The sequence below is a fragment of the Bradyrhizobium sp. LB8.2 genome, assembly GCF_040548035.1.
In the GTDB taxonomy this organism is placed as follows: Bacteria; Pseudomonadota; Alphaproteobacteria; order Rhizobiales; family Xanthobacteraceae; genus Bradyrhizobium.
In genome coordinates this window covers 265,550-291,708 of sequence record NZ_JBEPQV010000005.1, presented here as the reverse complement: position 1 = coordinate 291,708, position 26,159 = coordinate 265,550, and the positions used below count along the sequence as shown (strand labels likewise).

At 63.8% G+C, this 26,159-nt stretch carries 22 protein-coding genes; 8 read left to right on the top strand and 14 right to left on the bottom strand.

All coding sequences use genetic code 11. The annotated features are described in order from the left end of the window. The first annotated feature begins 116 nt into the window (after window positions 1-116). From ABIB06_RS09590 to ABIB06_RS09575, 4 genes are all read left to right on the top strand, one after another. The gene (locus ABIB06_RS09590) at window positions 117-2,045 is read left to right on the top strand and encodes a potassium transporter Kup (protein WP_354046584.1); all 1,929 of its coding nucleotides are present in this window, start codon (window positions 117-119) and stop codon (window positions 2,043-2,045) included. 170 nt (window positions 2,046-2,215) lie between these two features. After that, a complete protein-coding gene (locus ABIB06_RS09585; protein WP_354046586.1) occupies window positions 2,216-2,542 on the top strand; it encodes a rhodanese-like domain-containing protein in 327 nt (108 codons plus the stop codon). A gap of 7 nt (window positions 2,543-2,549) precedes the next feature. After that, window positions 2,550-3,728, top strand: coding sequence for an aminotransferase (locus tag ABIB06_RS09580; RefSeq protein ID WP_354046588.1), 1,179 nt, complete (start codon window positions 2,550-2,552; stop codon window positions 3,726-3,728). Between the two features lie 5 nt (window positions 3,729-3,733). Continuing rightward, a complete protein-coding gene (locus tag ABIB06_RS09575; protein WP_354046590.1) occupies window positions 3,734-4,846 on the top strand; it encodes a polyamine ABC transporter substrate-binding protein in 1,113 nt (370 codons plus the stop codon). 134 nt (window positions 4,847-4,980) lie between these two features. Here the strand turns inward: ABIB06_RS09575 and ABIB06_RS09570 are convergent, their stop codons facing one another. The 6 genes from ABIB06_RS09570 to ABIB06_RS09545 form a co-directional block, all read right to left on the bottom strand. Next, window positions 4,981-5,913 carry a lipid A biosynthesis lauroyl acyltransferase gene (locus tag ABIB06_RS09570; RefSeq protein ID WP_354046592.1) on the bottom strand — a complete coding sequence of 311 codons (933 nt, stop codon included), beginning with the start codon at window positions 5,911-5,913 and terminating at the stop codon, window positions 4,981-4,983. An 8-nt stretch (window positions 5,914-5,921) separates the two neighbouring features. Next, window positions 5,922-7,199 carry a beta-ketoacyl-ACP synthase gene (locus ABIB06_RS09565; protein ID WP_354046594.1) on the bottom strand — a complete coding sequence of 426 codons (1,278 nt, stop codon included), beginning with the start codon at window positions 7,197-7,199 and terminating at the stop codon, window positions 5,922-5,924. A 22-nt stretch (window positions 7,200-7,221) separates the two neighbouring features. Next, a complete protein-coding gene (locus tag ABIB06_RS09560) occupies window positions 7,222-8,424 on the bottom strand; it encodes a beta-ketoacyl-ACP synthase (RefSeq protein ID WP_354046596.1) in 1,203 nt (400 codons plus the stop codon). Continuing rightward, the gene (locus tag ABIB06_RS09555) at window positions 8,421-8,891 is read right to left on the bottom strand and encodes a 3-hydroxyacyl-ACP dehydratase FabZ family protein (RefSeq protein WP_247345514.1); all 471 of its coding nucleotides are present in this window, start codon (window positions 8,889-8,891) and stop codon (window positions 8,421-8,423) included. Before ABIB06_RS09555 ends, ABIB06_RS09560 begins: the two co-directional genes overlap by 4 nt. Window positions 8,892-8,901: 10 nt before the next feature. Continuing rightward, window positions 8,902-9,189: an acyl carrier protein gene (locus ABIB06_RS09550; protein ID WP_007592476.1), complete on the bottom strand. Its 288-nt coding sequence runs from the start codon at window positions 9,187-9,189 to the stop codon at window positions 8,902-8,904. Between the two features lie 232 nt (window positions 9,190-9,421). Continuing rightward, window positions 9,422-9,763: a hypothetical protein gene (locus ABIB06_RS09545; RefSeq protein WP_354046598.1), complete on the bottom strand. Its 342-nt coding sequence runs from the start codon at window positions 9,761-9,763 to the stop codon at window positions 9,422-9,424. Between the two features lie 264 nt (window positions 9,764-10,027). Here ABIB06_RS09545 and ABIB06_RS09540 point away from each other — a divergent pair, with 264 nt between their 5' ends. From ABIB06_RS09540 to ABIB06_RS09530, 3 genes are all read left to right on the top strand, one after another. Next, entirely contained in the window at window positions 10,028-10,654 is a 627-nt protein-coding gene (locus ABIB06_RS09540; protein ID WP_354046600.1) for a ParB-like protein, read from the top strand. Window positions 10,655-10,804: 150 nt separating this feature from the next. Beyond that, the gene (locus ABIB06_RS09535; protein WP_354046601.1) at window positions 10,805-10,948 is read left to right on the top strand and encodes a hypothetical protein; all 144 of its coding nucleotides are present in this window, start codon (window positions 10,805-10,807) and stop codon (window positions 10,946-10,948) included. 296 nt (window positions 10,949-11,244) lie between these two features. Further along, window positions 11,245-13,539 carry a hypothetical protein gene (locus ABIB06_RS09530; protein ID WP_354046603.1) on the top strand — a complete coding sequence of 765 codons (2,295 nt, stop codon included), beginning with the start codon at window positions 11,245-11,247 and terminating at the stop codon, window positions 13,537-13,539. A gap of 138 nt (window positions 13,540-13,677) precedes the next feature. Here the strand turns inward: ABIB06_RS09530 and ABIB06_RS09525 are convergent, their stop codons facing one another. The 6 genes from ABIB06_RS09525 to ABIB06_RS09500 all read right to left on the bottom strand — a co-directional run bounded on the left by ABIB06_RS09525 (window position 13,678) and on the right by ABIB06_RS09500 (window position 20,660). Beyond that, window positions 13,678-14,160, bottom strand: a complete 483-nt coding sequence (locus tag ABIB06_RS09525) for an MgtC/SapB family protein (RefSeq protein ID WP_354046605.1) — start codon at window positions 14,158-14,160, stop codon at window positions 13,678-13,680. Further along, entirely contained in the window at window positions 14,157-14,738 is a 582-nt protein-coding gene (locus tag ABIB06_RS09520; protein WP_354046607.1) for a peroxidase-related enzyme, read from the bottom strand. The genes ABIB06_RS09525 and ABIB06_RS09520 overlap by 4 nt, the downstream gene beginning before the upstream one ends. Before the next feature lie 105 nt (window positions 14,739-14,843). After that, window positions 14,844-16,583, bottom strand: coding sequence for an ATP-binding protein (locus tag ABIB06_RS09515; protein WP_247345535.1), 1,740 nt, complete (start codon window positions 16,581-16,583; stop codon window positions 14,844-14,846). Window positions 16,584-16,918: 335 nt separating this feature from the next. Further along, entirely contained in the window at window positions 16,919-18,304 is a 1,386-nt protein-coding gene (locus ABIB06_RS09510) for an esterase/lipase family protein (protein ID WP_354046609.1), read from the bottom strand. Between the two features lie 11 nt (window positions 18,305-18,315). Next, window positions 18,316-19,416, bottom strand: a complete 1,101-nt coding sequence (locus ABIB06_RS09505; RefSeq protein WP_354069720.1) for a transglutaminase-like domain-containing protein — start codon at window positions 19,414-19,416, stop codon at window positions 18,316-18,318. After that, a complete protein-coding gene (locus ABIB06_RS09500) occupies window positions 19,413-20,660 on the bottom strand; it encodes a hypothetical protein (RefSeq protein WP_354046613.1) in 1,248 nt (415 codons plus the stop codon). Before ABIB06_RS09500 ends, ABIB06_RS09505 begins: the two co-directional genes overlap by 4 nt. A gap of 371 nt (window positions 20,661-21,031) precedes the next feature. Between ABIB06_RS09500 and ABIB06_RS09495 the strand changes: the two genes are divergently transcribed. Continuing rightward, window positions 21,032-22,000 carry a catechol 2,3-dioxygenase gene (locus tag ABIB06_RS09495; RefSeq protein ID WP_354046615.1) on the top strand — a complete coding sequence of 323 codons (969 nt, stop codon included), beginning with the start codon at window positions 21,032-21,034 and terminating at the stop codon, window positions 21,998-22,000. On the opposite strand, the gene ABIB06_RS09490 is transcribed toward ABIB06_RS09495, so the two are convergent. Beyond that, window positions 21,997-25,524: a molybdopterin cofactor-binding domain-containing protein gene (locus tag ABIB06_RS09490; RefSeq protein ID WP_354069722.1), complete on the bottom strand. Its 3,528-nt coding sequence runs from the start codon at window positions 25,522-25,524 to the stop codon at window positions 21,997-21,999. The two genes, ABIB06_RS09495 and ABIB06_RS09490, sit on opposite strands and share 4 nt — an antisense overlap. Then, on the bottom strand, window positions 25,524-26,006 hold the full coding sequence (locus ABIB06_RS09485; RefSeq protein ID WP_354069724.1) for a (2Fe-2S)-binding protein: 483 nt from the start codon (window positions 26,004-26,006) through the stop codon (window positions 25,524-25,526). Before ABIB06_RS09485 ends, ABIB06_RS09490 begins: the two co-directional genes overlap by 1 nt. Window positions 26,007-26,159 lie beyond the last annotated feature (153 nt).

The window sequence follows — 26,159 nt, the reverse complement described above, 5'->3', positions numbered from 1 at the left end:
TCAGCATGGCTAAGGCTCAAAATCAGCCTAGGCTATGCCCGCAGCGCAGGCCTATAAGCCGCGCGCCCTTCCCGCCATTGTGCAGTGAAGCATTCTAGAGGCCACCAGGCTCTCCCATGACAAGTGACGTAGCGATTTCCGCCCCGGAAACGGCGGCGGCCAATGGGCATGGCGATGCCCACACGACCGCCCGTTTCGGTGCGCTGACGCTCGGCAGCATCGGCGTCGTCTATGGCGATATCGGCACCAGCCCGCTCTACGCGTTCCGCGAGGCGGTGATGGCGGCTTCCGGCGTGGAGGGCGTGCCGACGCAAGCGGCCGTGCTCGGCGTGCTCTCACTGATCCTGTGGGCGCTCATCGTCGTGGTGACGCTCAAATACGTCGTGATCCTGCTCCGCGCCGACAACAACGGCGAGGGCGGCACGCTGGCGCTGATGGCGCTGGCCCAGCGTGCGGTCGGCACTGGCGGAGCCACCATCGTCCTGCTCGGCATCATTTCCGGCGCCCTGTTCTACGGCGACGCCGTGATTACGCCGGCGCTCTCGGTGCTGTCGGCGATCGAAGGCATGAAGGACGTCACGCTGCGCTTCGAGCCCTACATCGTACCGCTGACCATCATCATCCTGGTCGGACTGTTCGCCGTGCAGTCCCGCGGCACCGCTCGCGTCGCCGCCTTCTTCGGGCCGATCATGTGCGTCTGGTTCGCGGTCATCGCGGCGGCGGCGATCCACCCGATCATCGAGCAGCCGCAGGTGCTGTACGCGCTGAACCCGCTCTACGCCGTGTCCTTCATGTTCCACCACGGCATCATCGGCTTCGTGACGCTGGGCGCGGTGTTCCTGGCGGTCACCGGTGCCGAGGCGCTCTATGCCGACCTCGGCCATTTCGGCAAGCGGCCGATCCAGATCGCCTGGCTGTCCATCGTGCTGCCGTCGCTGGCGCTGAACTATCTGGGGCAGGGCGCCCTCGTGCTCGGCGATCCCGGTGCGATCGTGAGCCCGTTCTTCCAGCTCTTTCCGCAAGGCTTTTTCCGCGGCTGCATGGTCGTGCTGGCGACCGCCGCAACTGTCATTGCGAGCCAGGCGGTCATCACCGGCGCCTATTCGCTGACACGCCAGGCGATCCAGCTTGGCCTGCTGCCGCGCTTTGAAATTCGCCATACGTCTGAAGCCCATTCGGGCCAGATCTTCATCCCGCGCATCAACCAGCTCCTGCTGCTCGCGGTGGTGCTGCTGGTGCTCTTGTTCCGCTCCTCCAGCGCGCTGGCCTCGGCCTATGGCATCTCCGTCACGGGCACCATGGTCGTCACGGCGATGATGGGTTTCGTCGTGATCTGGAAGGTCTGGAAGTGGTCGCCGCTCACGGCTGCCGCCCTGATCGCGCCGTTCCTGTTCTTAGATCTCACGTTCCTGGCCGCCAATTTGCTCAAGGTGTTCGAGGGCGGCTGGGTGCCGCTGGCGCTCGGCGCGCTCATGATCATCCTGATGTACACGTGGCGACGCGGCAGCCGGCTGTTGTTCGAGAAGTCGCGCAAGCTCGAATTCCCCCTCGCCGACCTCGTGGCGATGCTGGAGAAGCGGCCGCCGCAGCGCGTACCTGGTACCGCGGTGTTCCTGACCAGCGATCCCCTCAGCGCCCCGACCGCGCTGATGCATAGTCTGAAGCACTACAAGGTGCTGCATGAGAAGAACGTCATTCTCACCATCGAGACCGCGCAGACCCCGCGCATCAATCCGGCCGAACGGGTGAGGCTGGAGCAGATCTCGCCGACCTTCTCCAAAGTGACGCTGAAGTTCGGCTTCATGGAATCGCCCAACGTGCCGAAGGCGCTGGCGATCGCCCGCAAGCTCGGCTGGCAGTTCGACATCATGTCGACCTCGTTCTTCCTGTCGCGGAGGGCGCTCAAGCCGGCCGCCCATTCCGGCATGCCGCGCTGGCAGGACCGGCTGTTCATCTCGCTCAGCCGTTCCGCCAACGACGCCACCGACTATTTCCAGATCCCCAGCGGTCGCGTGGTCGAGGTCGGGACCCAGGTAACGATCTAAAGCGACGATCTGATTCTCCATTTGAGGGTCGCACTTCAAGTCGCTGCGATTTAACTTTAACTTGCACGGATGAGCCCAAGCCTTTGTAGCGCTTGATTTTCGCTCACCGAGAGGCGAGGTTGCCGCCCGCCGGGATCACCCCGGATGCGGCTGCGACGTTGGAGGATGATATGGCAAACCAGGTACAGGATCTGACCCCGGACGAGGTCTCCAAGGGTGTCGCGGAGGGCCGCTATCTCCTCGTCGACGTTCGCGAGCCGAACGAGGTGGAAGCCGAGGCCTATCCCTACAGTGTCGTCGTGCCGCTCTCGACCTTCGATCCCAAGGCGATCCCCGATCCCGCCGGCAAGGAGGTCGTGTTCGCCTGCCGCTCCGGCAAACGCTCGGTCACGGCCTCGCTCGCGGCGCAGGCGGCAGGCCTGCCGTATGACAAGCATCTGGCCGGCGGCATGCTCGGCTGGAAGGCGGCGGGTCTTCCCAGCAAGGTCGGTGGCTGACCGGCCGATGACCAAGAGCTCGTCCCTGAACAACGTTTTCGCCGACCTTCCCGTCACCATCTTCGAGGCGATGTCGCAGGCCGCGCGCGACAATGCCGCCATCAATCTCGGGCAGGGCTTTCCCGACGATCCCGGTCCTGAGGACATCCGCCGCGCCGCGGCCGATGCATCGCTGAACGGCTACAACCAGTACCCGTCGATGATGGGCCTGCCGGAGCTGCGCCAGGCGATCGCCACGCACTACGACCATTGGCATGGCCTCAAGCTCGATCCGATGAGCGAGGTGATGGTGACCTCCGGCGGCACCGAGGCGCTGACTTCGGCCATCCTCGCGGTGGTCCAGCCCGGCGACGAGGTGGTGTGCTTCCAGCCGGTGTACGATTCCTATCTGCCGATCATCCGCCAGGCCGGCGGCATTCCGCGCCTGGTCCGGCTCGAGCCGCCGCATTGGCGGCTGAATGAGGAGATGCTGAAAAGCGTCTTCACTTCAAAGACCAAAGCGGTGCTCTTCAACAATCCCCTGAATCCGTCCGCGGTGGTGTTTCCGCGCGAGGACCTCGAGCTGCTTGCGCGCTACTGCCAGGAGTTCGACGTCATCGCGATCTGCGACGAGGTCTGGGAGCACGTCACCTTCGACGAGCACAAGCACATCCCGCTGATCACGATCCCCGGCATGCGCGATCGCACCATCAAGGTCGGCTCGGCCGGGAAGATCTTCTCGCTGACGGGCTGGAAGATCGGCTTCGTCTGCGCCGCGCCGCCGCTGCTGCGCGTCGCGGCCAAGGTGCACCAGTTCCTGACCTTCACCACTGCGCCGAACCTCCAGGCCGCCGTCGCCTACGGCCTCGGCAAGCCGGACGAGTATTTCCTGTCGATGCGCAAGGATCTGACGCGGAGCAGGGACCGTCTCGCCAAGGGGCTGGAGAGCCTCGGCTTCCCCGTGCTGAAGTCGCAGGGCACCTACTTCCTCACCGTCGACCTGTCGCCGCTCGGGCTCAACGAGAGCGACACCGAGTTCTGCTGGCGGATCGTGAAGGACTACAAGGTCGCGGCCATCCCGGTCTCGGCCTTCTACGAGCAGGACCCCGTGACCTCGGTGGTGCGCTTCTGCTTTGCCAAGAAGGACGAGACGCTCGACACCGCGCTGGAGCGGCTGTCGGACGCGGTGCGCGGGCGCAAGAGGTAGGGGAGATGACGAACGTCGGCCGCTCAGGGGCGCGCCTTGGTCTCGCAATCGCCGCGGCGCTGGCGTGGCTCCCGGGTTCCGCCGGGGCCGAGGAGCGGGTCGTCAACTTCTACAACTGGTCGAACTACGTGGCGCCTGACGTCCTCGATGCCTTCACCAAGGAGACCGGCATCAAGGTGGTCTACGACACGTTTGATGCCAACGAGACGCTGGAGACGCGCCTGATGGCCGGTAAGTCCGGCTATGACGTCGTGGTACCGACGGCTTATTTCCTCCAGCGCCAGATCAAGGCCAATATCTTCCAGAAGCTCGACAAGTCGAAACTGCCGAACCTTGCCAATGCGTGGGGCGTTGTGACCGATCGCCTCGGCATCTACGATCCCGGCAATGTCTATGCCGCCAACTACATGTGGGGCACGACCGGCATCGGCTACAATGTCGCGAAGCTGAAGCAGATTCTGGGAGCGGACGCGAAGATCGACAGCTGGGACATCGTGTTCAAGCCGGAGAATTTGGCAAAGTTCAAAGACTGCGGCGTCCACATGCTCGACTCCGCCGACGACATTTTTCCGGCGGCGCTGAATTATCTCGGGCTCGATCCGAACTCGACCAGGCAGGCGGACCTTGAGAAGGCGGCCGATGTCGTCGCCAAGGTTCGGCCCTCCGTGCGCAAGTTTCATTCGTCCGAATATCTCAGCGCGCTCGCGACCGGCGAGATCTGCTTCGTGGTCGGCTGGTCCGGCGACATCATGCAGGCTCGCGCCCGCGCCGCCGAAGCCAAAGGCGGCATCGAGATCGGCTACGCGATTCCCAAAGAGGGCGCGCAGATGTTCTTCGACAATCTGTCGATTCCCGCAGATGCCAAGAACGTCAAGGAAGCCTACGAGCTGATCAACTATCTCTACCGACCGGACGTGGCCGCCAAAAACACGGACTTCCTGTCCTACGCCAACGGCAACCTCGCCAGCCAGAAGCTGGTCGACCCGAAAATTTTGAACGACAAGAACATCTATCCGGACGAGGCGACGCTTTCAAAACTGTTCGTCATCACGGCGCGTGAGCCGGCGATACAGCGCGTGATCAACCGCCTCTGGACCAAGGTGAAGACGGGGCGGTGAGGGGTTGGGAGGAGCGGACGCGCATCCTGCCCAGTCGTCATGCACGGGCTTGTCCGGGCATCCTCGTCTTTCCTGCCGCGTGGCGATGCTGGACGGCCGGGACAAGCGCGGCCAGGACGGAAAAGTTGCGACCGCTACCGCCATCTCCGATGCAGCCACAGCCACTGCTCGGGATGCTCGCGGACCCAGCCTTCTACGACGTTCGTGATCGCCTGCGTCGTGCCCTGGATATCGATCTTGCCGTTAGCGTCGCGGACCGGCGGGATCTCTTCCGTCAGTTCGGCGCGGAAACGGTTGCCGGGTAGGCGGATGATGCGGACGCCATGGATGGGACAATCGACCTGGCGCAAGAGGCGCGCCAACATCGGATTGGCGCGGGTCTTGCGGCCGAAGAAGGTAACCTCGACGCCGCCGGTCAGATACTGGTCGATCAGCATGGCGACGTGCTTGCCGTCCTTCAGCGCCTGCGCGAGCCGTAGCGGCGCGTCGCGTCCCGCCGGGATCAGCGTGCCCATGTTGACCTGGCGCATCTCCTGAATGATGCGGTCGGCGGAAGCAATGTTCGGCCGGCGGTAGAGGATCGCCGTGTCGAGCCCATGCGCAACCGCCGCGAGCGCAGGCAATTCCCAGTTCGACAGATGGGCTGCGAAGATCAGCGCCGGCTTGCCGTCGTCGCGGATGCGGTCGAACAGCTCGATGCTATGCTTGGGCAATTCGATCCGGCTGTTTTCCGGATGATCGCGGTCATAGTCCCAGACGTGGTCCATATGGGCGAATTCGGCGCCGACGCGGCCGAGATTGTCCCAGACGCCCATCAAGATGGATTCGATCTCCTCGGGCGACTTTTCCGGAAAGGCGGCTGTGAGGTTGGCGCGGCCGATCCGATGCTCGCGCAGGCGCGGCCCGATCAGCTTGGTGACGCGCGCGAAAAAGTCTGAGGTCTTGGCCGGATCGAAATAGCGCGTGGTGCGCAGCATGCCGACGGTGGCAGCGCCGATCAGGCCTCCACCGATCGACTTGGCGACCTCCCGCGCGCGGGCCTTCGTCCTCGCAGGAAGCAGCGCCATGCGTCCGGTCAGGCCGGTTCGCGGGTCAGGATCAGCGAGGCGTTCTGGCCGCCGAAGCCGAACGAGTTCGACATCACCGCGGTGACGCGGGCGTCGCGCGCCTTGTTGCCGACGACGTCGAACAGGATCGTGGGATCCGGATTGTCGTAGTTGATCGTCGGCGGGATGCGCTGATGCTCCAGCGTCAGCAGCGAGAAGATCGCCTCGACCGCGCCTGCGGCCGAGATGGTGTGGCCGACCATCGACTTGTTGGAGGTGACCGGAATCCTTTGCACGAGCTCGCCGAACACGGCCGATGTCGTATTGTACTCCATCTTGTCGTTCTCGGGCGTCGCGGTGCCGTGCGCGTTGATGTGGTCGATCTGGTCCGGCGTCATGCCGGCATCGGCCAGCGTCTTGTTCATGCAGCCGATGATCGGCTTGCCGTCGGGCGACGAGCGGGTGCGATGGAAGGAATCGGTGAGCTCGCCGCAGCCGGCGATCACACCGAGGATTTTTGCGCCGCGCGCGGTGGCGGCTTCATAGCTTTCCAGCACGAGGGCGCCGGCGCCTTCGGCCATGACAAAGCCGTCGCGGTTCTTGGAGAAGGGGCGGGAGGCTGCCTGCGGCGGATCGTTCTGGGTCGACAGCGCCGAGAGCAGCGAGAAGCGCACCAGCGCCTCCGGATTCACGGTGCCGTCGGTCGCCACGCACAGCGCGGCGTCGGTCTCGCCGCGGCGGATCGCCTCGACGCCGAGCTGGATCGAGGTCGCGCCCGAAGCGCAGGCTGTCGACAGCGAGATCGGCGAGCCCTTGGTGCCGAAGGTCTCGGCGAGGTGGGCCGCGACCGAGCCGAACATGAAGCGGTGATGATAGGCGCTGTATTTGCCGCCGCCGGAGATGCGCAGCAGATCGTCATAGGTGAAGTCGAGCGCGCCGACGGCGCGGCCGAGCTCACGGCGCTGCGGCCATTCGACCTCGACCGGCGCAACCGCCAGGAAGAGGGGACCCGGGAAATCGGCCTTGGCGCCGATGCCGGCCTGCGCGAGCGCTTCCTCCGTCACCAGTTCGGCCATTCGCTCGGACAGACCGGTGGAGGAGAACGGATCGACGCTGACGAAATCCACGGTGCCGGCCATCGTGGTCTTCAGGCCGTCGACCGGAAAGCGCGTGATGGTGCGAATGCCGGATTCACCGGCGACGAGCTTCGCCCAATTGTCGCCTTTGCCGTTACCGAGCGAGGTCATGATGCCCATGCCGGTGACGACGACGACGGGACGCCCGAGTTTGTCGCGTGGTGCAGTCATGTCGATCCCCCGATAGAGCTAACTAAACTGCCTCGATCAGCGCCATGCCTTCGCCGCGCCAGTGTCCGGCCCCCACGACCACAATCTGGGTGGGCGCCCCCTGCATTTCAATCTCGGTCCCGGTCGAATCGTTCGGCGGAAACAGCGCGCCGCGCGAGATCGACAGCGCCGCGAGCGCAAGGCCAAGCGGGAATTGCGTTTCCATGGTGTGGCCGAACATCGTGCCGGTCGAGCGCACCGGGAAATCGGCGTGGCCCTTCAGGAAGCCGCGCTCTTCGCTCGTGGCGGGCTCCGCGCCGGTCGCGCCGGATATGATCGCACCCTTGCCGTCGCGCTTCGGCAGCTTCGCCCAAAGCTTCTCCAGCGTCGCGGCCATGTCGCCGGGCTGCTTGCGGCGGGCGAGGTCGGCGACGACGCTCGACAGCTTTGCGAACGGCTTTGCGCCACGCGCTTCCGCATGCGCCTTCGATTCCAGCACCAGAAACGCGCCGGCCGAGCCGAGCGCGAAGCCGGCGTGGTCCTCGCGCGCCCACACCGGAGCGAACTTGTCCTTCAGGTTGAAGTCACCGAATTCGTAGAGGACCATCAGGTCCTTGCGCTCGCCATTATGCGAGCCGCCGATCAGCGCGATGTCGCTCTCGCCCGAGGCGATACGCGCAAGCGCGATGCGGGCGGCGTCGGCGCCCGCCACCTCTTCGCCCATGAAGGTGCGCGAGGTGCCGCCAATGCCGTGGACGATGGCGATGTTGCCGGCGAGCAGGTTGGAGAGCTGCGCCAAAAACAGTGTCGGCCTGAGATCGCTCATCAGGCGTTCGTTGAGGAAGCCGGGCGCGTTGGCGCCCTTGGCCTCGGCCGTGAGCACGCCGGTGTCGACGTTGAGATCGCGCTCGCCGCCGCCGGCGGCGGCGACCATGTCGATCTTCGACAGAATGTCCTTGTTGCCCTTGATGCCGGCGGAATCGAGCGCAAGGCCTGCGGCGTAGACGCCGATGCGCTGCCAGGCTTCCATTTGGCGCTGGTCGCCCTTCTTGGGTATCTGGCTGTCGTAGGTAACAGGCATCAGGGGATGCACGATGTAGGGCGAAAAGCCCTTCTCATCGACATTGATGCGCTTCTCCTGAAGCGCGGCCCAGTTGGCGTCGAGGCCCTCGCCGAGCGAGGTGGCAAGGCCAATGCCCGTGATCCAGACTTCCGTCGGGCCGGGCTTCGAAGCAGTCTCAGTCATGGCGATACGGCCTGTTGCGGAAAGCCGACGCGTTTCGCGACCGCGTCCATGTGGGAGCGCATATCCGCATTGGGGAAGGGAATCTGCGTGAAGGTCAACGTCGAATTCGCTCGCAGCTTGCCGCCGACCTTGATCTTGGCCTCGGTCACCGCGTAGCCCGAGCCTTGATGCGAAAGGCTCGCCTCGATGCTCATGAGATCGCCGGGGAACACCGAACCGCGGACCTTGGCTTCTTTGACGGCGGCAAGGATCGGCATGCGCTCGAACTTGAGCACGCCGAGCTGAAGCCAGCCCGAGGCTTGCGCCATCGATTCGATCAGGAGCACGCCGGGCATCAGGGGATAGCCCGGGAAGTGCCCCTCGAAGATGGTGCTCTCCTTCGGGACCAGCGCCTCGACGACAATCGTCTGCGCGTCGATGTTGAGGTCGACGACGCGATCAATCATGTGGAAATATTCGAGTTGCATGACCGCGCGCTTACGCGCTCGCGCCCTTGGCCGCAACCAGTTCATCGATGCGGGCGCACAGGTTCTTCAGCACGAAATACTGCTCGGTGGTCGCCTTGCCGTCGTTGACCTCCTGGGTCCACTTTTCCAGCGGCAGCTTGATACCGAACTGCTTGTCGATCGCGAACGCGATGTCCAGGAAATCGAGGCTGTCGATGCCGAGGTCGTCGATGGCATGGCTATCCGGCGTGATCGTGTCGCGCGGGATGTCGCAGGTTTCAGCGATGATCGTAGCGACCTGATCGAATGTGGAGGACATCACTAAGCCTTTGATATTTTGCTGATATTTGTCGGATTTTCCAGAGGGGAACGGTGGGTCTGCATCGCGCCCCTGATGACGCCCTCAACCCCCCTCTGGCCGGGTCGAAAGCCCGTATATCGGAGCGCCGCCCTGAGTTCAATGGAGCCGGATGGGGTGGGGACAGGGCTGGGGATGCCGGCGGGTACCCGTTCGGTCGAGGACCGGCCGCGGGTGCTGCCAGATATCTCGCCTAGGCGTGCGGAGTCGTGATCTTGAGGCAGTCGCGGCGGCCCATCAGCACGCAATCCTGGGTCCGGCGCAGATCGGCGATGCTCACCGCAAGCCAGATCCCGATCGCGGTCAGCGCGATGGTGAAGGCCAGTGCTGCGATGTTGGCGAGCATGCGATGGCGGAAATCGTCCGGTTCAGGGCGGGCCTGCTCGTAGCGCGACAGGTCGAGCGGCTCGCGCCCGACGCGCAATTGCTGCACGGTACCGTTGCCCCGGGAGGCCGTCGGGGAAGGCGAGGTGCGCGGCCTGAACTGGAGCACCCGGTGCTCGTCATCCGAGCTTATGGGCCGCTGGGTTTTCATGGTGCAGGGATCACTCCGAAGCAGCGATTTTTAGATAGCATACGTGGTGAACGCGTTGCAGAAAATCTTCTCAACGCGCACGTGCATTGCGCATTCGCACTATCCTGCTCGGGCTGCGGTGATCACGGAACCGACGTCCGGGCTGCAGGCGGTGCGTTGCAATAACTCTGCGGCCAGCTGAATGCATTTTGCCGGCGCGAAGCCCGTGGCATAGTCCAGGGAACTTGAACCACCCAGTTGCAACCATGGAAGGGCCCTTCGACCATGACCACCAACACGCGCGAGCCGAGAGTGCATCCGGTGCCGATCCTGTCGCTTCGGCCGACGCAGATGACGGTCGGCATGCGCGAGGTCAAGGAGAAGCGCAAGCGCTGGCGCGAGCACGACAAGAAGAAGCAGGCCGATCTGCTCGGCAGGCACATGATCCCCGTCGTGCACGGCCCCAACGGGCGCTATTACGTGATCGACCATCATCATCTCGGCCGCGCGCTGCATGACGAGGGCGTCAAGGAGGTGCTGGTCACCATCGTCGGCGACCTCAGGATGGTCGAGCGCGAGACGTTCTGGGGCGTGATGGACAACAAGCGCTGGGTCTATCCCTACGATGCCAAGGGCGAGCGGCGGCCGTTCCGCGATTTGCCGAAATCGATCGTCGATCTCAAGGACGATCCGTTTCGGAGCCTTGCCGGTGAGCTTCGCCGCATGGGCGGCTTCGCCAAGGACACCACGCCGTTCTCCGAATTCCTGTGGGCCGACTATCTGCGCCGAAAACTGTCGCGCAAGGCGGTGGATGCCGACTTCGACAAGTCGCTCGAGAAGGCGATGTCCTCAGCCAAGAGCAAGGATGCGATCTATCTGCCCGGCTGGTGCGGACCGGCGGAGGATGATTAGGGCGCGACGCTCGCTTCAGCACGGCGTGCGGCACTACAAACGGACCTCATCACAGCCGCTTGAGCGAAATCATTTCCCGCGCCCCATGAAGCGGTCCTGAAACAGAGCCGGTCCATCTTTGAGGTAATTGAGCTCACACAGGAGGCAGGAATGCGCCGTCTGGTTTTCGCCGTTGCCTTGCTCGCGGTCGCCTCAGCAGGGATCTCGGCCTCGTTTGCCGCAGTTCATCACACCAGGACATTGACATTTTCCGAGCGCTTTGCGCCGGCGCTCGAGTTGACGGCGAAGCGCTAACGGCATAGTCGCACCCCGTAGGCAACGCAGCCGTAGTAGGGCCGGGCGTCGGTACCCACTTCGTTCGAAAACGCTTTAGCGCAAGGCAGGGCGGTGAAGTGGCCTTGGGAACCTCACATAGGTCCCCAACCAATGAACCTTTGCGTAGTCCATTCAGACTTATCCACGCCGGGTTCTGCATCACACCCGCGGGGGCTGAAAGGCGCCGCGTGCTGCGGATGGCAGAGTTTTCCATGATCCCGGTAACGTTGCGGCCGACGCTTTGAAAATTGCGCCCGACACTCATGGAGCGCCAGATGAACGCCCAAGATCGTCCTGAACTCGACGCCCTCGTGGCGGCGGTCGCGCGGCAGCTTGCTGGCCCTTTTCGCGGCAAGCCAGTGCAGCCGGATCTCGAGCAACTACCGCTCCCCTGGGACCCGCAGCATCAGCTTCCGGACGTACTTTGGCCCAGGCGACACCTCGCGCTGGCCGGCCTCGAGTTGACCCAATCAATCCAGTACAACGGCGCCGTCGGCGTCAGCTACGGCGACGACAATTCGATCCCGCTCGTTGCGCTCAAGCCGCTGGTGGTGCGTGCCTATCCATACGTGCAGCCCGGCGTTGCCGAGCCGGACACACTCACTGGCGCACGCGTTACAGGTGAGCTGGTGCTTTCGGTTGGCGATCGAATCGTTTACCGCACCGGCCCTACGCGTGCCGACGGGACCCGGCTCGGCGCGCGTAACGAGCTCTCGCGCGAGCTGTGGGACAACGAGTTGACGGTCCCAGTTGGTGGACCCGGCGCGCTTGCGTTCCACCTCGCGCACGTCAATTCGTCGCTGAATTTTTTCGTGCCAGCATGGTATTGCCGGACCGGCCACTTTTATCTCTCCGTCCGGCTCTGGCGTGCTGGCAGCGACGGCGCTTTATCCGCGCCCCAGGACCGCGCCACGACCGGGCGCTATATCGATTTTATGGATGTGCGGCCGCCGCGTGTCGCCGTCGCCAGGGTCAACTGGACCGACAGCTCCGGCAACGTTACGAGCCCCGCCGACGCGATTATGCTCAGCACGATGCGCACGGCCGAACGGATGCTGCCGTTTCCCTATTTTGAGACGACGATTCTTGGCACATCGACGAACAGCTCGGCAGCATTTGCGTCCGCCGCGACGGGTGGAGGTTGTAACACCGCGTGGACCGGCCTGCTCGCTGACTTGGCTGTCACGCGCATCTTCACCGCTCTGTTCCAGCTCGGCGATATTGTCTTCGCGTTTGTGCCGAGCGCAGCTGTTCCCGCCGCTGCCGGCACCTACAACACGGGGTGCGGTCGCGCTGAAGGCGTCGGCGCCGCCTTTGCGGGGAGCGACACACGTTTTGCCTACGATTTCATTTTCGCCCACGAGATGGGACACGTCTTCACCTGCAACCACGTCGCGGTGCCAGGCGACAGCAGCGATGACCCGAACTATCCAAACTATGGCGGAAGCAAGACCTCCATCGGCGAAGTCGGCATCGATCCAGGAACGACGCCGCCGACGCTGTTCGGCCCGTCGGACACATCCGATGTCATGTCCTACAAGTCGAAGCAGTGGATCTCGCCCTACACCTATCTGAAGATCCTTAATGCGCGCGAGAATCACCAAACCGCACCGGCCGATCCGCGTCGCGTTCGTTCGCTCCTGATCCTGGCAGTGCGGGTGCATCGCCGCGTCAGCGACGAGAGCCGCATCGAGATTCGCAAGGCTTACCGGATCGAAGCCGCCGGCATGGTATCGCGGCCGAGCGATGGCGCCATTTCGCCGCTCTCGGTTGATCTGCTCGATGCCCATCGCCGGATCATTGCGACTCATCATTGTCTCTACACACGCGCGCAAGCGACCTGCGGCTGTTGTGGAGGAGGTGTAGCCGTTCCGCTCGACCGCGAGCCGTTCTACGATCTGCATGAAGCGATCGAATGGCCGAGCGAGGAAGTCGCTGCCATCTCGTTGCATGATGGCCGCGAACCGCTCGCGACCTTCGAAGTGGGCGAACCGCCGCAGGTCGATATGAGCGGCCCCGAGCGGCGGGACCAATTCCTCGCGCTGCGCGTGCACGCGCGTCATCCGCGGGCCCAGCCGTCGATAGTCGTGCTGTTCAGCGGTGATGATCGCGAGACATGGCAACCGGTCGCGTTTGATCCTCCAGATGGCGAGGTGCTGGTGGAAAGCGAACGCTTGCCTGGCGGCGAACGCTGTTTCTTCCGCGCCATTGCAACCGCGGAATTTCGGAGCGCGAGCGCCGACAGCTCTCAATTCGAGCTGCAGCGCAGCCGTCGCCGGCTTTATCTGCGACTGCCTGATCCCCAGTGTCCGATCGCGCCAGGCGCCGTGCCGTTGGGCGCGATGATCGACTGCCGCGGGCTCGGTGTTGTCCGGTCCGATGAAATTCGGTGGCATTCGGATCTGGACGGCGACCTAGGCCTTGGGTACGAACTCGTCGCGCAATTGCAAGACGGACGGCACCTTATCACGGTAACCGCGCCGGATGGACGCGGCGGGTCACTTTCCGAACGCGGCATTATCATCGTTAGCGGTCGCCCCGCCGGCGTTGTAGGCCAAGCTCAGTTCTAACGCATACACGTGCGCTGCGTTCTCGCGGATTCCCGCCAGGATGGCTTTTCCGATCCTGGCTCATTCGAATGCAGCGCCCAGCGCGTTGCCACAGTATCACCGGTACCGAACCGGTGATCCGCCAGTATCGAACTCGCTCTAATGTTCCGGCATTTCCGTTTCGTGCGCCTCGTCCTTGCCGCCGACCATCCGGTGCAGAAGACGCTCGATGCGGCGGCCGACTGTCAACAGCACGAAGGCGAGCGCCAGCGCCACCAGGACGATCTTCCATTCTCCCGCGCCGCAGGCGATGCCGATGCAGGCGGCGAGGAAGGTGCAGGCGGCGCTGGTCAGGCCGCGCACGCGGAAGCGGTGGCCCTCGTGCACGATGACGCCGGCGCCGAGAAAGCCGATGCCGGTGAGGATGCCCTGGATGACCCGGCTCGTGGCGTCGGTCATTTTGCCCGGCTCGGCGAACTGCACCGCCAGCAGCACGATGGTCGCGGTGGAGAGCCCGACGATGCCGAGCGTTTTCAGTCCGATCGGCTTGCCGTGCAGATCGCGGTCGAGCCCGATCGCTCCGGTGGCGACAGTCGCGGCGCCGAGACGGGCAAGGATTTCGGGCCAGTCGAGTTCGGTCATTTCTTCGGTAAGCGTCCCATCAGATAAAATTCGTCGTTCGGGCGCATGCCTGTGACGTTCGCCAGCCGGTTTGACAGTGCGAAGAAAGCGGAGATCGCGGCGATGTCCCAGATGTCGTCGTCGCTTAAGCCATGCGGGGCAAGTGCTGCGAAATCCTCCTCGGAGGTACGTTGCGCGTCGGCCGAGACCTTCATCGCGAAGTCGAGCATCGCCTTCTGCCGCGGCGTGATGTCGGCCTTGCGGTAGTTGGTAGCGATCTGGTCGGCAATAAGCGGGTTCTTGGCGCGGATGCGCAGGATCGCGCCATGCGCGATCACACAATACTGGCACTGATTGGCGGCCGAGGTCGCGACCACGATCATCTCGCGCTCGGCCTTGGTAAGTCCGCCGTCCTTCTCCATCAGCGCGTCATGATAGGCGAAGAAGGCGCGGAACTCGTCCGGGCGGTAGGCCAGCGTCAAAAACACGTTCGGCACGAAGCCGCTCTTCTCCTGCACGGCGAGGAGGCGCGTGCGGATATCGTCGGGGAGCGCGTCGAGGGCGGGAGCGGGGAAGCGTTGCGCGGCGGACTTTGTCATTGGTATGGATTCCGGCTTGGGGCCGGCAACCATAGTCGATGCGGGCGTCGTGCTCAACTTGGCCAAGGGCTATCGCCCTTGCGAGGTTGGGGACCCAGCGTTGCCTTACCGCAGCGGCTTCTTCAGCAGCGAGAAGCGGTCCGGGTCCAGCCCCATCGACGGTTGCAGCATCGGCGCCTCGACGTTGGAGAGCGTCTTGGCTGGCGGCGCCGAGAACACCGGGTCGTTCGGCACGTCGCGCTGCGAGGTGGCGCCACGCCAGCGCTCGAGCACGGCGCCAACGAAATGCATGTCGTGACCGGAGGTGACGGACGGCACGCTGCTGATGGTGGCTTCGCCGCGCGGCAACTGATGCGGCGGCACCTCCTTGAAGCGCAGCCGTGTCGGCAGTGCGACACCTTCGCCGAACGCCAGCACTTCGCGGGTGCCGAGCGAGGGCACGAACGAGAGCAGGTTCGCGGCCGCATCCGACACCGCGGCGCGCAGCAGCGCCTGGTCGCGTTCGTTGGCAAGACGCATCGTGAACAGCGTGTTGCACTGGGAGATGATGGTGGCGTCGAGTTCGGCGGGACGCTGGGTGATGAGGCCGAGATAGACGCCGTATTTGCGGCCTTCCTTGGCGATGCGCGACACCGCCTTGCGGGTCGGCCCGAAGCCGACATTGCGATCGGCGGAGGCGTAGCGGTGGGCCTCTTCGCAGACGAACAGCATCGGCGAAACGCCGTCGCTCCACAGGCCGAAGTCGAAGGCCATCCTGCACAGCACCGAGACGACGGAGTCGATGACTTCGGCCGGGAAGCCGGCGAGTTGCATCACCGTCATCGGCTTGCCGTTGGCCGGCAGGCGGAACAGATGGCTGATCACCTCGGCCATGGTGTCACCGCCGACATTGGCGTTGTCGAACATGAAGGCGTAGCGCGGGTCGTTGCGGACCGCCTCGATGCGGGAGATCAGCTTGTGATAGATGATACGCGAGGAGCGGTTTTCGAGCTTGCCCATCCGCTCGTCGATCAGCGACATCAGATCGACCAGGCGATAGGGCACCGGCGTGTCGACGGTGTAGCCGATCTGCTTGGGATCGATGCGCTTCAGGCCGATGCGGTCGGCGTTCTGGTACTGGGTGTAGACGCCCTTGGCGAGCGGAATGACCTCGGCGAGGACGTCGAGCTCCTCGGGCACGCCGGCGCGGCCACCGAACAGCACATCGACGATTTCCTCGAAATTGAACAGCCAGAACGGCAGTTTCAGATTGCGCGGGTTGAGCACCAGCGCGCGGTCGCCGAAGCAGCGTCCATATTCGTTGTGCACGTCGAGCAGGAAGATACGCAGGTTCGGGCGTGCCTTGAGGATCTCGTTGAGCAGCAGCGACACGCCGGTCGATTTGCCGACGCCGGTCGATCCCAGGACCGCGAAGTGCTTGGAGAGCATTTCCTCGATGTCGACATAGGCGACGACGGAGCTATCCTGCTGAAGGAAGCCGACATTGATCTGGTCGGAGCCGGTCGGCGCGTAGATCGTGCGCAGCTCCTGGCTCGTAATCAGGTCGACGGAATCGCCGATGGTCGGATAGTTGGTGACGCCGCGCTGGAATTTGGCCTTGCCGGCGGCATTGAGGATTTCGCCCAGCAGGTCCACCGAGGCGATTGCGATCAAATTGTCGGTGCTCGAGAGGTTCTCGCAGGACACCTCGGTGATCATCGCGACGATGACCGAGCTGGCGCAGCGGATGCTGACGAAACGGCCGACGGTGGCCCGAACTTCCGAGTCCGGCATCCGGCTTTCAGCCAGCAGCCCGACCCGCGCGAGCGATCCGCGAACCGAAATCACGCGTCCAAAGGATGTCACAATGAATGAACCTGGCAAGAGCAAGTGCTTTGCCCGGACTATGCGCGGCCGTCGCTGGACAAACGGTTAAACGGCAACCGCGCGCGCTTCCTTAAATCCGCGACAATTCGGCCGTGAGGTTTGTTCCTAATGCATACTTATGGGCGGAAACGGCCGGGAAATGCCGCTTTTCCAGGCCGGTTGGGGTGCGGGTGGGTTAAGGAATGATTTACCATATGATCTGACATCGACCTTTCTGCGCGTACAGGTGCCGCGTCGAAGCCGCTGGTGCCGCTGCGACGGCAATTGCGCGCGCTGTTCCGCGAGCATGCGACAAAGCCGTCGATTCCGGGGGATTAGGCCAAGCTGCGCCGGATGAAGCCGATGGTTTTGGTCTGGCGAAAATAATTGCAGTGCCAAACGTCGGGCGAGTTGCCGAAATCCTCGACGCCCTGGATGGCGAGCGGGAAGCCCGTCGCTCCCAGGTCCGACATCGAGACTGTATCGACCACGAGATCGTTCTTGTCGGGAAAGATTTCGTCGGCGGCCAGGTCGCCGATCCGCAGTGCCCTGAAATTTTTCCAGAACTGCCAGCCGGGATCCGTCGTCTCGAAATTCGACTGCACGACGAAGTAGGCGGGCTGCGTCGTGCAGGGACCGAGCCGCAGCAGATTAAGCTCGTAATTGTTTTCGATCATGGATTGTCCGAACAGCCCTGGAACCAGCGCAACCAGCCCGTCAAGGAGCGGCGTGTGGGCAAGCGTGCCGGTGACGGTCATCACCACCTCGACCAGCTTGCCGGCAACCCACAGGAACGGATTGGCCCCACCGGCGAGCTGTAACGTTTTCTCGGCAAAGGTGCCGATATTGGAAAGCAGGCTCAGCGCATGCTGGAGCTTGTCGGGCGCGGCGAGCGAGGTGCCGTGGAGCGGCGAGCCCGCAAAGACGACGCGTGTCGTGGCGGCGAGCGAGCGGCCGAACGCCTCCAGCCACCACCGCACGATCAAGCCGCCGCGGCTATGGGCGATGACGTCGATTTGTCCAATTGCATCGACGAATGCGCGTCCAAGCTCGAGCGCATTCAGAACCGGGCTGACGGCAAGGGTCGCGTGCTCGAAGACGAGAACCTGATCGTACTTGTTCGGCCCGTTCAGGGCGGCGCCAAGAAACGCCTGGCCGTCGGCAGTGGCCTGGAACTCGCCGATCATGTTGACGGCGCTCGAGAAGGTGCCGTGGACCAGCAGCAAGGTGCGCCCCTTGAAGGGGCCGTGGGCATCGGCGGCGTCGATGACGAAGTTGGACGGGCCGCCCCGCAGCTGGCGTATGTGTGAGCGCAGCGAAACATCGATTGCGGTGTTGAGGCGCATGTCGATAGCGCCGATGGCTGCGGCGGCCCTGTTCGGCTGGAGCCTTGGAAACTCCTTGGTCAGGATCACTGTCTGATCGGGAAGTGGCGGCGGCCCTCCGGCTCGCCGTGCGCGTCGACGGCGCTGTGGCGCTTCCGCGCGTGCCGGAACGCCGTCATACCAGCGCAGGACACCGTTTTCCTCGACCAGCGAAGCCGCAAGGATGTTGTCGTCGGGTGTGTTGGACGCGCGCCGTCTGCGTCGGCGCAGGCCGGCGACAGAGTCCATCCTGTCGTCGTGATCGACATAGAGAGGCACGAACAGGTCGTCGTTGTCCGCGACCGCCTTGATCTGCGACAGGAAACGTCCGGGGTCTTCCGCAACAAACTGTGACATGTGCGATGCCGTCATTCATCGATGATCGGAAGCGGGGTGACGCTCAGGCTTCGTGCGTGCTGGATGTCGAGCATGCTGTCGAATTCCTTTTGGCTACGCAGATTGGCCCGTCCTTCGGTTTGCGCGTCCTTGAAGCTGTAGGCCCCGGTCAGGTAGGTGGCTTCCAGCATCACGAGGTCGCCCGACGTCACATAGGCCATAATCTCGGCGTAACTCATCTTGGTGAGCCTCCAGCCGTAGGGATCGACGTAGGGCAGTCCCGCGTCCCTGGTGGCCGCGTCCCCGACGCTCGGCACCGTTGCCGGTATCTTGATCACGCCCACGAAGTCGTCATGCGCCTCTTCCGATCGCCAATAGCCGACGAAGGCATGTCCGCTGAGCAGCACTACGACTGGGAAAATGCCGACATATTCGAGGCACGATGCGAGCAGCAGCGCGAGGTCGATGCAGGTGCCGGTGTTGGACGCGACGATCTCGCTCGGCGTGCGCAGCCGCTGACTCTGCTCGGAATAGGCAGGAGGAGGGTTGATGTATTGGAAGCGATACTCGTTCACGAGCGCGGTCCAGATGGCTTGAACCTGGCGGTCGACGACGCCATCCTCGTCCTGCTGATAGCCGTCGAAGCCGGCTCCGGGATCGTCGAGAATGCCGATCAGGTAGCGTCGCGAGGCGCGGATGATCGCAAGAATTGCGGGATCTCTGGGCAGCACGAAGGAGGGCAGCCACGGGTTGTTCTTGGTGTCATCGATCCATTCGTCAACGGGGATCAGCGTGACACGTCTGGTTTCCTCGAACGCCGTCTCTCCTGCGCAAGTCACTTTCACGTACACCGCCGACTGCACCCGCTCATGCAGCGAGCGCGTCAGGCCGGCGGTGAGGGGAACGATCACTTTGGAGGACAGCGGCAGCTGCAACTCTGTCATGACCGGGATCGTAAGGCGGTAAGGATAGTTCTCGGCGCCGACGCAGAGCTCGACTTGAATCGTGATCGCATCGACAGGATGCTGAATAAGCCGGGTCAGCGTCAACTTATCGAGCAAGGTCCTGTTGTTGTGCAGCAGGGAGTAGTTGATTTCCGGAGCGACCCCCAGGTCCACCTTGATCGGAATCATGAGGCTGCCCTCTTCTTTCGGGAAGATGCCTTTTTCTTGGCCGGACTAGATCTCTTAGCCGGACTGGATTTCAATGTCGGCTTCGGGATGGATTCGGTGCCCGGCGCGAAAATACTGCGTCCCATCCAGATCACGATCGACGTGCCATGCACGTCCAACGGCATCGCCTTCCACGACATCAGGAACGCATCCGGAATCGACAGGATCAGTTGATCCGTTCCGTGGCACCAGTTCCAATAGAATGTTTGAAAGAACAGCTCCGCGACATCGTCATCGATCTCGTCGAGAAAACCGAGGGCGACATGGGCTCCCTTCCTGACCAACTCGCGCGCGATACGCGCACCGGAATAGTAAAGATTGAGCGTCACGATCCGGGGTGGGGTGGTTGGGTTCACAAGGGTCTCGGCAAGCTCTTCGTACAGAACGGGAAGCTCGCTTTCGTGGGCCTGGCGAAGGATCATCCCATCAGGCAGCCGTCCGGCCTTGTCGATGATCGTGTTGAAGAGCGCCTCGTTGGTCTTCTTCATGTTCGGATAGAAATCATCGATGATCCACCCGGCATGGTGAGTATCGACCCCGGTGACGTGGATCGCTTCCCAGTTCGCACTGCGGACTTTCTCGGTGAGTTCAGTTTTCTGGGGTGTTCGCAGAATCATGCGGTATGGGTCGTCGTCCGGTCTGTTGGATGCACCGACCGCGGCATCGATACGCTGTTCCTCGTCCTTGAAGTCGTACTTGTCACCGAAGCGTCCGGGCGCGCTCTCGACGAAAAGGACGCTGTTCGGGGGGTGAGGCTTGACCTTCGCAAAACCGCTGCTGAAGAGCCGCGAGATCAAGGTGCCGTGATAACGGCCCTCTGTGCGCGTGCCGGCGCTGAGCAGGTATTCCCAGGGAATTTCGCAGGCGGCTTCGTGGATCGCGCAAGCCTCTTTATCTTGACGATCCCAGTCGTATAGTTCGACCTCGATACGGTCTACATGCGCCAGGTCCTGCAACCGTTTGGACGATACCCCCACGCGGGCGAGGTCCTTGGCGGCACGTTTGCCGATGGATTTGCGCAAGTCGGAATCGGAAGCCCAGCGCGAGCGAACCCGCAGGAGATAGGTCCACTCCTGCGCGAGGCGTGGGAGGAGTTCGGGATTTTTGATGTCGGTGTCTTCGATGCCGAATGCGCGAATGGTGGCGATCGATCCCCCCGGCGTCGAACTGCCGGCCGAACCCGTGCTCCCGGATTGCTTGGCCATCGAGCTTCCCCCGACTCCCGGCGCACCGAGCGCTTGGCTGCTGCTCGGGTTCCCCACCATACCGCTTGGGATAGCGTGCGTCGTCAAGATAAACCGCGATCGGACGGCAAATCGCCGCGCGTGAATGCTCCAAACCTTGCGCGACTAGGCCGTAGAGGTTGGCGCAGAATCGGCGATGGGACTGCGACCGATCGAGTAGTATCGGGGTAGGTTTCGATAAGACGAGTTTGTTGACGGGACCTAATAATTTGTACATTAGTACAAATGAACCGGCGGCCTCAGTGCTGCCCACCGGCGCGTGAGCGGATTGCCACCTGCGCAGATCGCCGGATCCGGTCCGGCGGATCGCAAGCCACGCCTTGGAGGAAACCATGCAGCCCGAACCGATCTTCGATCTTGCTCATCTCGGCCACATGGAGCTGCTGACGCCCAAGCCGGACGAAAGCCTGAAGTTCTTCGTCGACGTGATGGGCATGACCGTCAGCGGACAAAAGGGCGAGTCGGTCTATTTACGCGGCTGGGACGATTACGAGCGCTATTCGCTCAAGCTCACGGCGTCGAACACATCAGGCATGGAGCACATGGCGCTGCGTGCGCGCAGCCAGCAGGCGCTGGAGCGCCGCGTCGCCGCGCTGAAAGGCTCCGGCTTCGATATCGGCTGGATCGACGGCGACATGGGGCAGGGGCCGACCTTCCGCTGCCGCGATCCCGACGGCCACATCGTCGAGCTCTATTACGAGACCGAATGGTATCAGGCGCCGCCCGAGTTGAAGCCCGCACTGAAGAACCAGGCGCAGCGCTTTCCAGGGCGCGGCGTCAACGTCCGCCGCCTCGACCATCTCAACTGCCTCGCCACTGATATCAAGGCGAACCGCGAATTCTTCGAGAATTATCTCGGCTGCCGCCTCACCGAGCAGATCGTGCTGAACGACGGCCGCGAAGCGGCGATGTGGCTGACGATGTCGAACAAGAGCTACGATTTCGCCTATTCGCTCGACCATTCCGGCACCCGCGGCCGCTTCCACCACTTCACCTACGCGCTCGACAGCCGCGAAGAGGTTTTGCGCGCCGCCGATATCTTCCTGGAGAATGGCATCCACATCGAAACCGGCCCGCACAAGCACGCGATCCAGCAGACCTTCTTCCTCTATGTCTACGAGCCCGGCGGCAACCGTGTCGAAGTCGCCAATGCCGGCGCGCGCCTCATCCTCGCGCCCGACTGGAAGCCGATCGTGTGGACGGAAGAGGAGCGCAAGAAGGGGCAGGCCTGGGGCCTGAAGACGATCGAGTCCTTCCACACCCATGGCACACCGCCGGTGGACGTGAAGAAGCACGCTTAATGTGCCGAGGGCCGGAGGCGCGAGACTGTCTCGCGGACGCCGGTCCATGCCGGCCTGTCCGGTGCGAACTGCTTGCGCAGGAAGGTGACGAGTTCCTCGACCTGCGCATCGCTCATGCTGTTCTTGAATGCCGGCATGTAGCCGAGATCGCTCGACACCGGCTCGGCGATGCCGTGCAGGATGATTTGCACGAGATTGTCCGATGTCTCGCTGTGCAAATTGCTGTTGAGCGCGAGCGAGGGGCGGGCGCCGAACAGCGGCAGGCCGCCGACCTCGTGGCAGACGGCGCAGGCGCCCTGATAGAGCCGGGCGCCCGCGGAAGAAGCGACCGTGACTCGCGTCGAAGCTTCGAGCCTGCTGGCGAGTGCGTCCTGCGTTTGTCCCTCGATCGCAGTGTCATTGAACGAATTGAGATAGACGGCCATGGCGCGGATGTCCTGGTCGGGCAGGACCGCGAGATCCCTGACGATCGGCGCCATCGGGCCGGCCGCGACGCCGTGATAGCGGGACTGGCCGGTGCCAAGGTAGGCGTAAAGCTCGTCCTCGCTCCATGGGATTGGCGCGTGCGAGAGCGACGTCAGCGGCGGCGCCTCCCAGCCCTCGGCAAAACCACCGGCGAGATAGGCCTCACGCTGCTCGGCGCCGAGCGCGTTGCGCGTTGAATGGCAGGCGCTGCAATGGCCGAGACCCTCGACGAGATAAGCGCCGCGATTCCAAACCTCGGACTTGGCCGCATCGGGCTTGAACTCGCGCGTCTGGTGGAACAGCGCATTCCATCCGGCAAGCAGGGGGCGGAGATTGAACGGGAAGGCGAGCGTATTCGCACGCTGCGTCGCGCGCACCGCAGGCTGCGCCATCAGGTAGGCGTAAAGCGCCTGCATGTCGGAATCGCTGGTCTTCGAAAAGTGCGTGTAGGGGAAGGCGGGATAGAGCTGCCGGCCGTCGCGATGCAGCCCGTCGCGCATCGCGCGCTCGAAAGCAGGATAGGACCAGGCGCCGATGCCGGTCTCGGCGTCTGGCGTGATGTTGGTCGCGTAGATCGTGCCGAACGGCGTCTCCAGAGCACGGCCGCCGGTGTTGAGCGCGCCGCCGATCGTGGTGTGGCACTCCGCGCAATTGCCGAGCGCCGCAAGCTGCTGGCCGCGCGCGATGGTCGCCGCGGAATAGACAGATGCATCGGGTCGAGCGATCGGCGCGATGGCGCGGCCAGGCAAAAGAGCGGCACCGATGCCGATTGCCGCGGTGCAGACGGCCGCAACCGCCGCGAAGAGGCCGGCGCGTTTGGCGAACGGATTTTGCCAGATGCGAGACCGCTGCGGTGTAGCAGGCGCGGGCAGGGCCTGCGGCATCGTCGATGCATCGCCGTGCAGCCCCTTAAGGATGCGCTCGGGCGTGAAGGGCGGCTCGCGAAAGCGCACGCCCGTTGCGTCGAAGATCGCGTTCGCGATCGCCGCGGCGCTCGGCACCGAGGCGGACTCGCCGACGCCAAGCGGCGGCTGGTCCGGCCGCGGCAGCAACAATACGTCGATCTTCGGCATGTCGGCGAAGGCGATGATCGGATAGGCGCCCCATTCGCGCGCTGCCACTGTGCCGCGCTCGAACGAGACCTGCTCCATCAGCGCGCGGCTGGTGGACTGGATGACGTTGCCGTGGATCTGGTGGCGTACGCCGTCGGGGTTGATCATCAGGCCGGAGTCCTGCCCGGCGAAGACGCGCGTCACGCTGACGTCGCCGGTGGTCTTGTTCACGGCAACGTCGGCGACCCAGGCCGACCACGCCGCGCCATAGCCGGGAAATTTGCTGTGGACATAGAGTGCATAGGCAAAGCCGCGCCCGTGGACGATGTCGCCATTCTTCTCCTCGCGAACCGGCCGTGGCGTCCAGCCCGCGCGCTCGGCGACCGCATTGACGAGATCGACGGCGCGCCGGTCTTTGAGATAGCGCAGGCGGTATTCGATCGGATCGACACCGGCCTCCGTCGCAGCCTCGTCGATGTAGGATTCATGCGCGAAGGTGTTCGGCAGCGCCGAGACGCCGCGGAACCAGGACGCACGCACGATCGGCGCCATGTCGTGAGCGACGACGCGCATGTGGTCGTAATCGTAAGGCGGGATCGCGGTGCGGTCGCCCATCTGGAGGACGTCCGGCTTCGGCGATATCCGCCCCGTCAGCAACAGCGCCAGCGTCGGTGCGGCATTCGAAGGATAACGCGTGGCGAGATCGTAAGCAGCGACGTTGCCGTCTGCGTCCAATCCGCCATTGACGTCGATGAGTTGCGCGGTGCCCTTGGGCTCCCAGGCGTGTTCCTGCTCGCGCGTGAGCTGCACGCGCACGGGCCGGCCGACCGCGCGCGAGAGCAACAGCGCGTCCGCGGTGACATCGTCGGCGCAGTTACGGCCGTAGCAGCCGGCTGCCTCTAACCTGATGACCTCGATCTCGCTGTCCGGCCGCTCGATCAAGAGCGCCAGGTCGCCGCGCAGCACGTGCGGGTTCTGCGTGCCCGACCACACCCGGATGTTGCCGTCTTGAAAATCCGCCACCGCGCAGGACGGGCCGATCGAGGCATGCATCTGATAAGGCCAGACGTAAGTGCGCTGCATCGGCGTGGCGGCATCTGATATCGCCGCATCGACGTCGCCCTTGTCGATCAGCGTGCGCGGCGTCGACGGGTTGGCGCGCAGAGCCGTCTCAATGTCGGCGAGATCGGTCAGATCAGGCGTGGGCTTCCAGCTCACCGCAAGTTGCTCCGCCGCCCGGATCGCATTCTCCTCGCGCTCGGCGACCACGCCGACGAAATCGCCGATGCGCACGACTGCAACAAGACCGGGAATGTCGCGCACCGAGGATTCATCGACCAAAATCAGACTAGTGCCGACGAACGGGCCGGCGTCGACGCCGGCATAGGGCGGCCGCACCACGCGGCCGTGCAGCATGCCTGATACTCGGATGTCATGCACGAAGGTCAGCTCGCCCGTGGCCTTGGCCGGCAGGTCGACCCGCGGCATCGACTGGCCGACGATGGCGTAATCGCCGACACGCTTCACGGCGACGTCATCGGCAAGCTCGAGGCGGATCGTCTCGCTGCCGATCAGTTCGCCGTAGCTGACGCTGCGATTGTGCCCGCGCAAGAGACCGTCTTCGATCTTGAGGTCGGAAGCCGGCAGCTCCAGCCATTCGGCCGCACGTGCGATCAGGAAATGTCGCGCTTGCGCCGCGGCCTTGCGCAGGGGAACGGCGGTGATCTGGATGGTCTCGCTCGCGATCGTCGGGCCCTGGTTCGGCACGATCGCGGTATCGCCGAGCACGACGACGACGCGCGCAAAGGAGACATCGAGCTCCTCGGCGGCGATCTGGCCGAGCGCAGTACGGATGCCGGTGCCGAGATCGACATGGCCATTATAGGCCGTGACCGACCCGTCCGCGGTGATGCGGAGAAAGGTCTCGGATGTGCATTCGTCCACCGTGCGGACGACGACGAGCGAACCCAATGGCCGCTCTGCTCCGTTCGAGGCAGGGGACGCCATCAACCACCGGCCTCGGCGAGCTGTCCAGACGCACGCATCACGGCGCGCAGGATTTCGATATGCGTGCCGCAGCGGCAGAGATTGTAGCGCAGCGCCGCCAGCGCCTCCTGCTCGGTGGGCTGGGGGTTGATCGCAAGCAGCGCCTTGGTGGTCATGATCATGCCGTTGAGGCAGTAGCCGCATTGCGACGCCTGTTCGTCGATGAAGGCCTGCTGCACGACATCGGGTTTGTCGCGGCTGCCGAGCCCTTCGAGCGTCACGATGTCGCGGCCGGCGCAGCCACTGATCGGAATGACGCAGGAGCGCGCGGCGGCGCCGTCGATCAGGACAGTGCAGGTGCCGCATTCACCGAGGCCGCATCCATATTTCGGACCGTTGAGCGCGAGGTCGTTGCGCAGCACATAGAGCAGCGGCGTCTGGCGCGCCGCAGTGATCTCGTGGATCCTGCCGTTCACGGTGAGGCGGATCGGTGTCTGCGTCATCCTCGTTCCCAAGCCTGCGGCCAAAGCTTCGCGAAAAATCTACGTTGCGACGATACCGTTTGTACACAAACGTGCAAGCCGCGCATGCCGCAGTGCAGCGCGAATGCCTTCTTTGTGGACAGTGCGGAGAGGCAAATGAGGTTTTATGCGGCA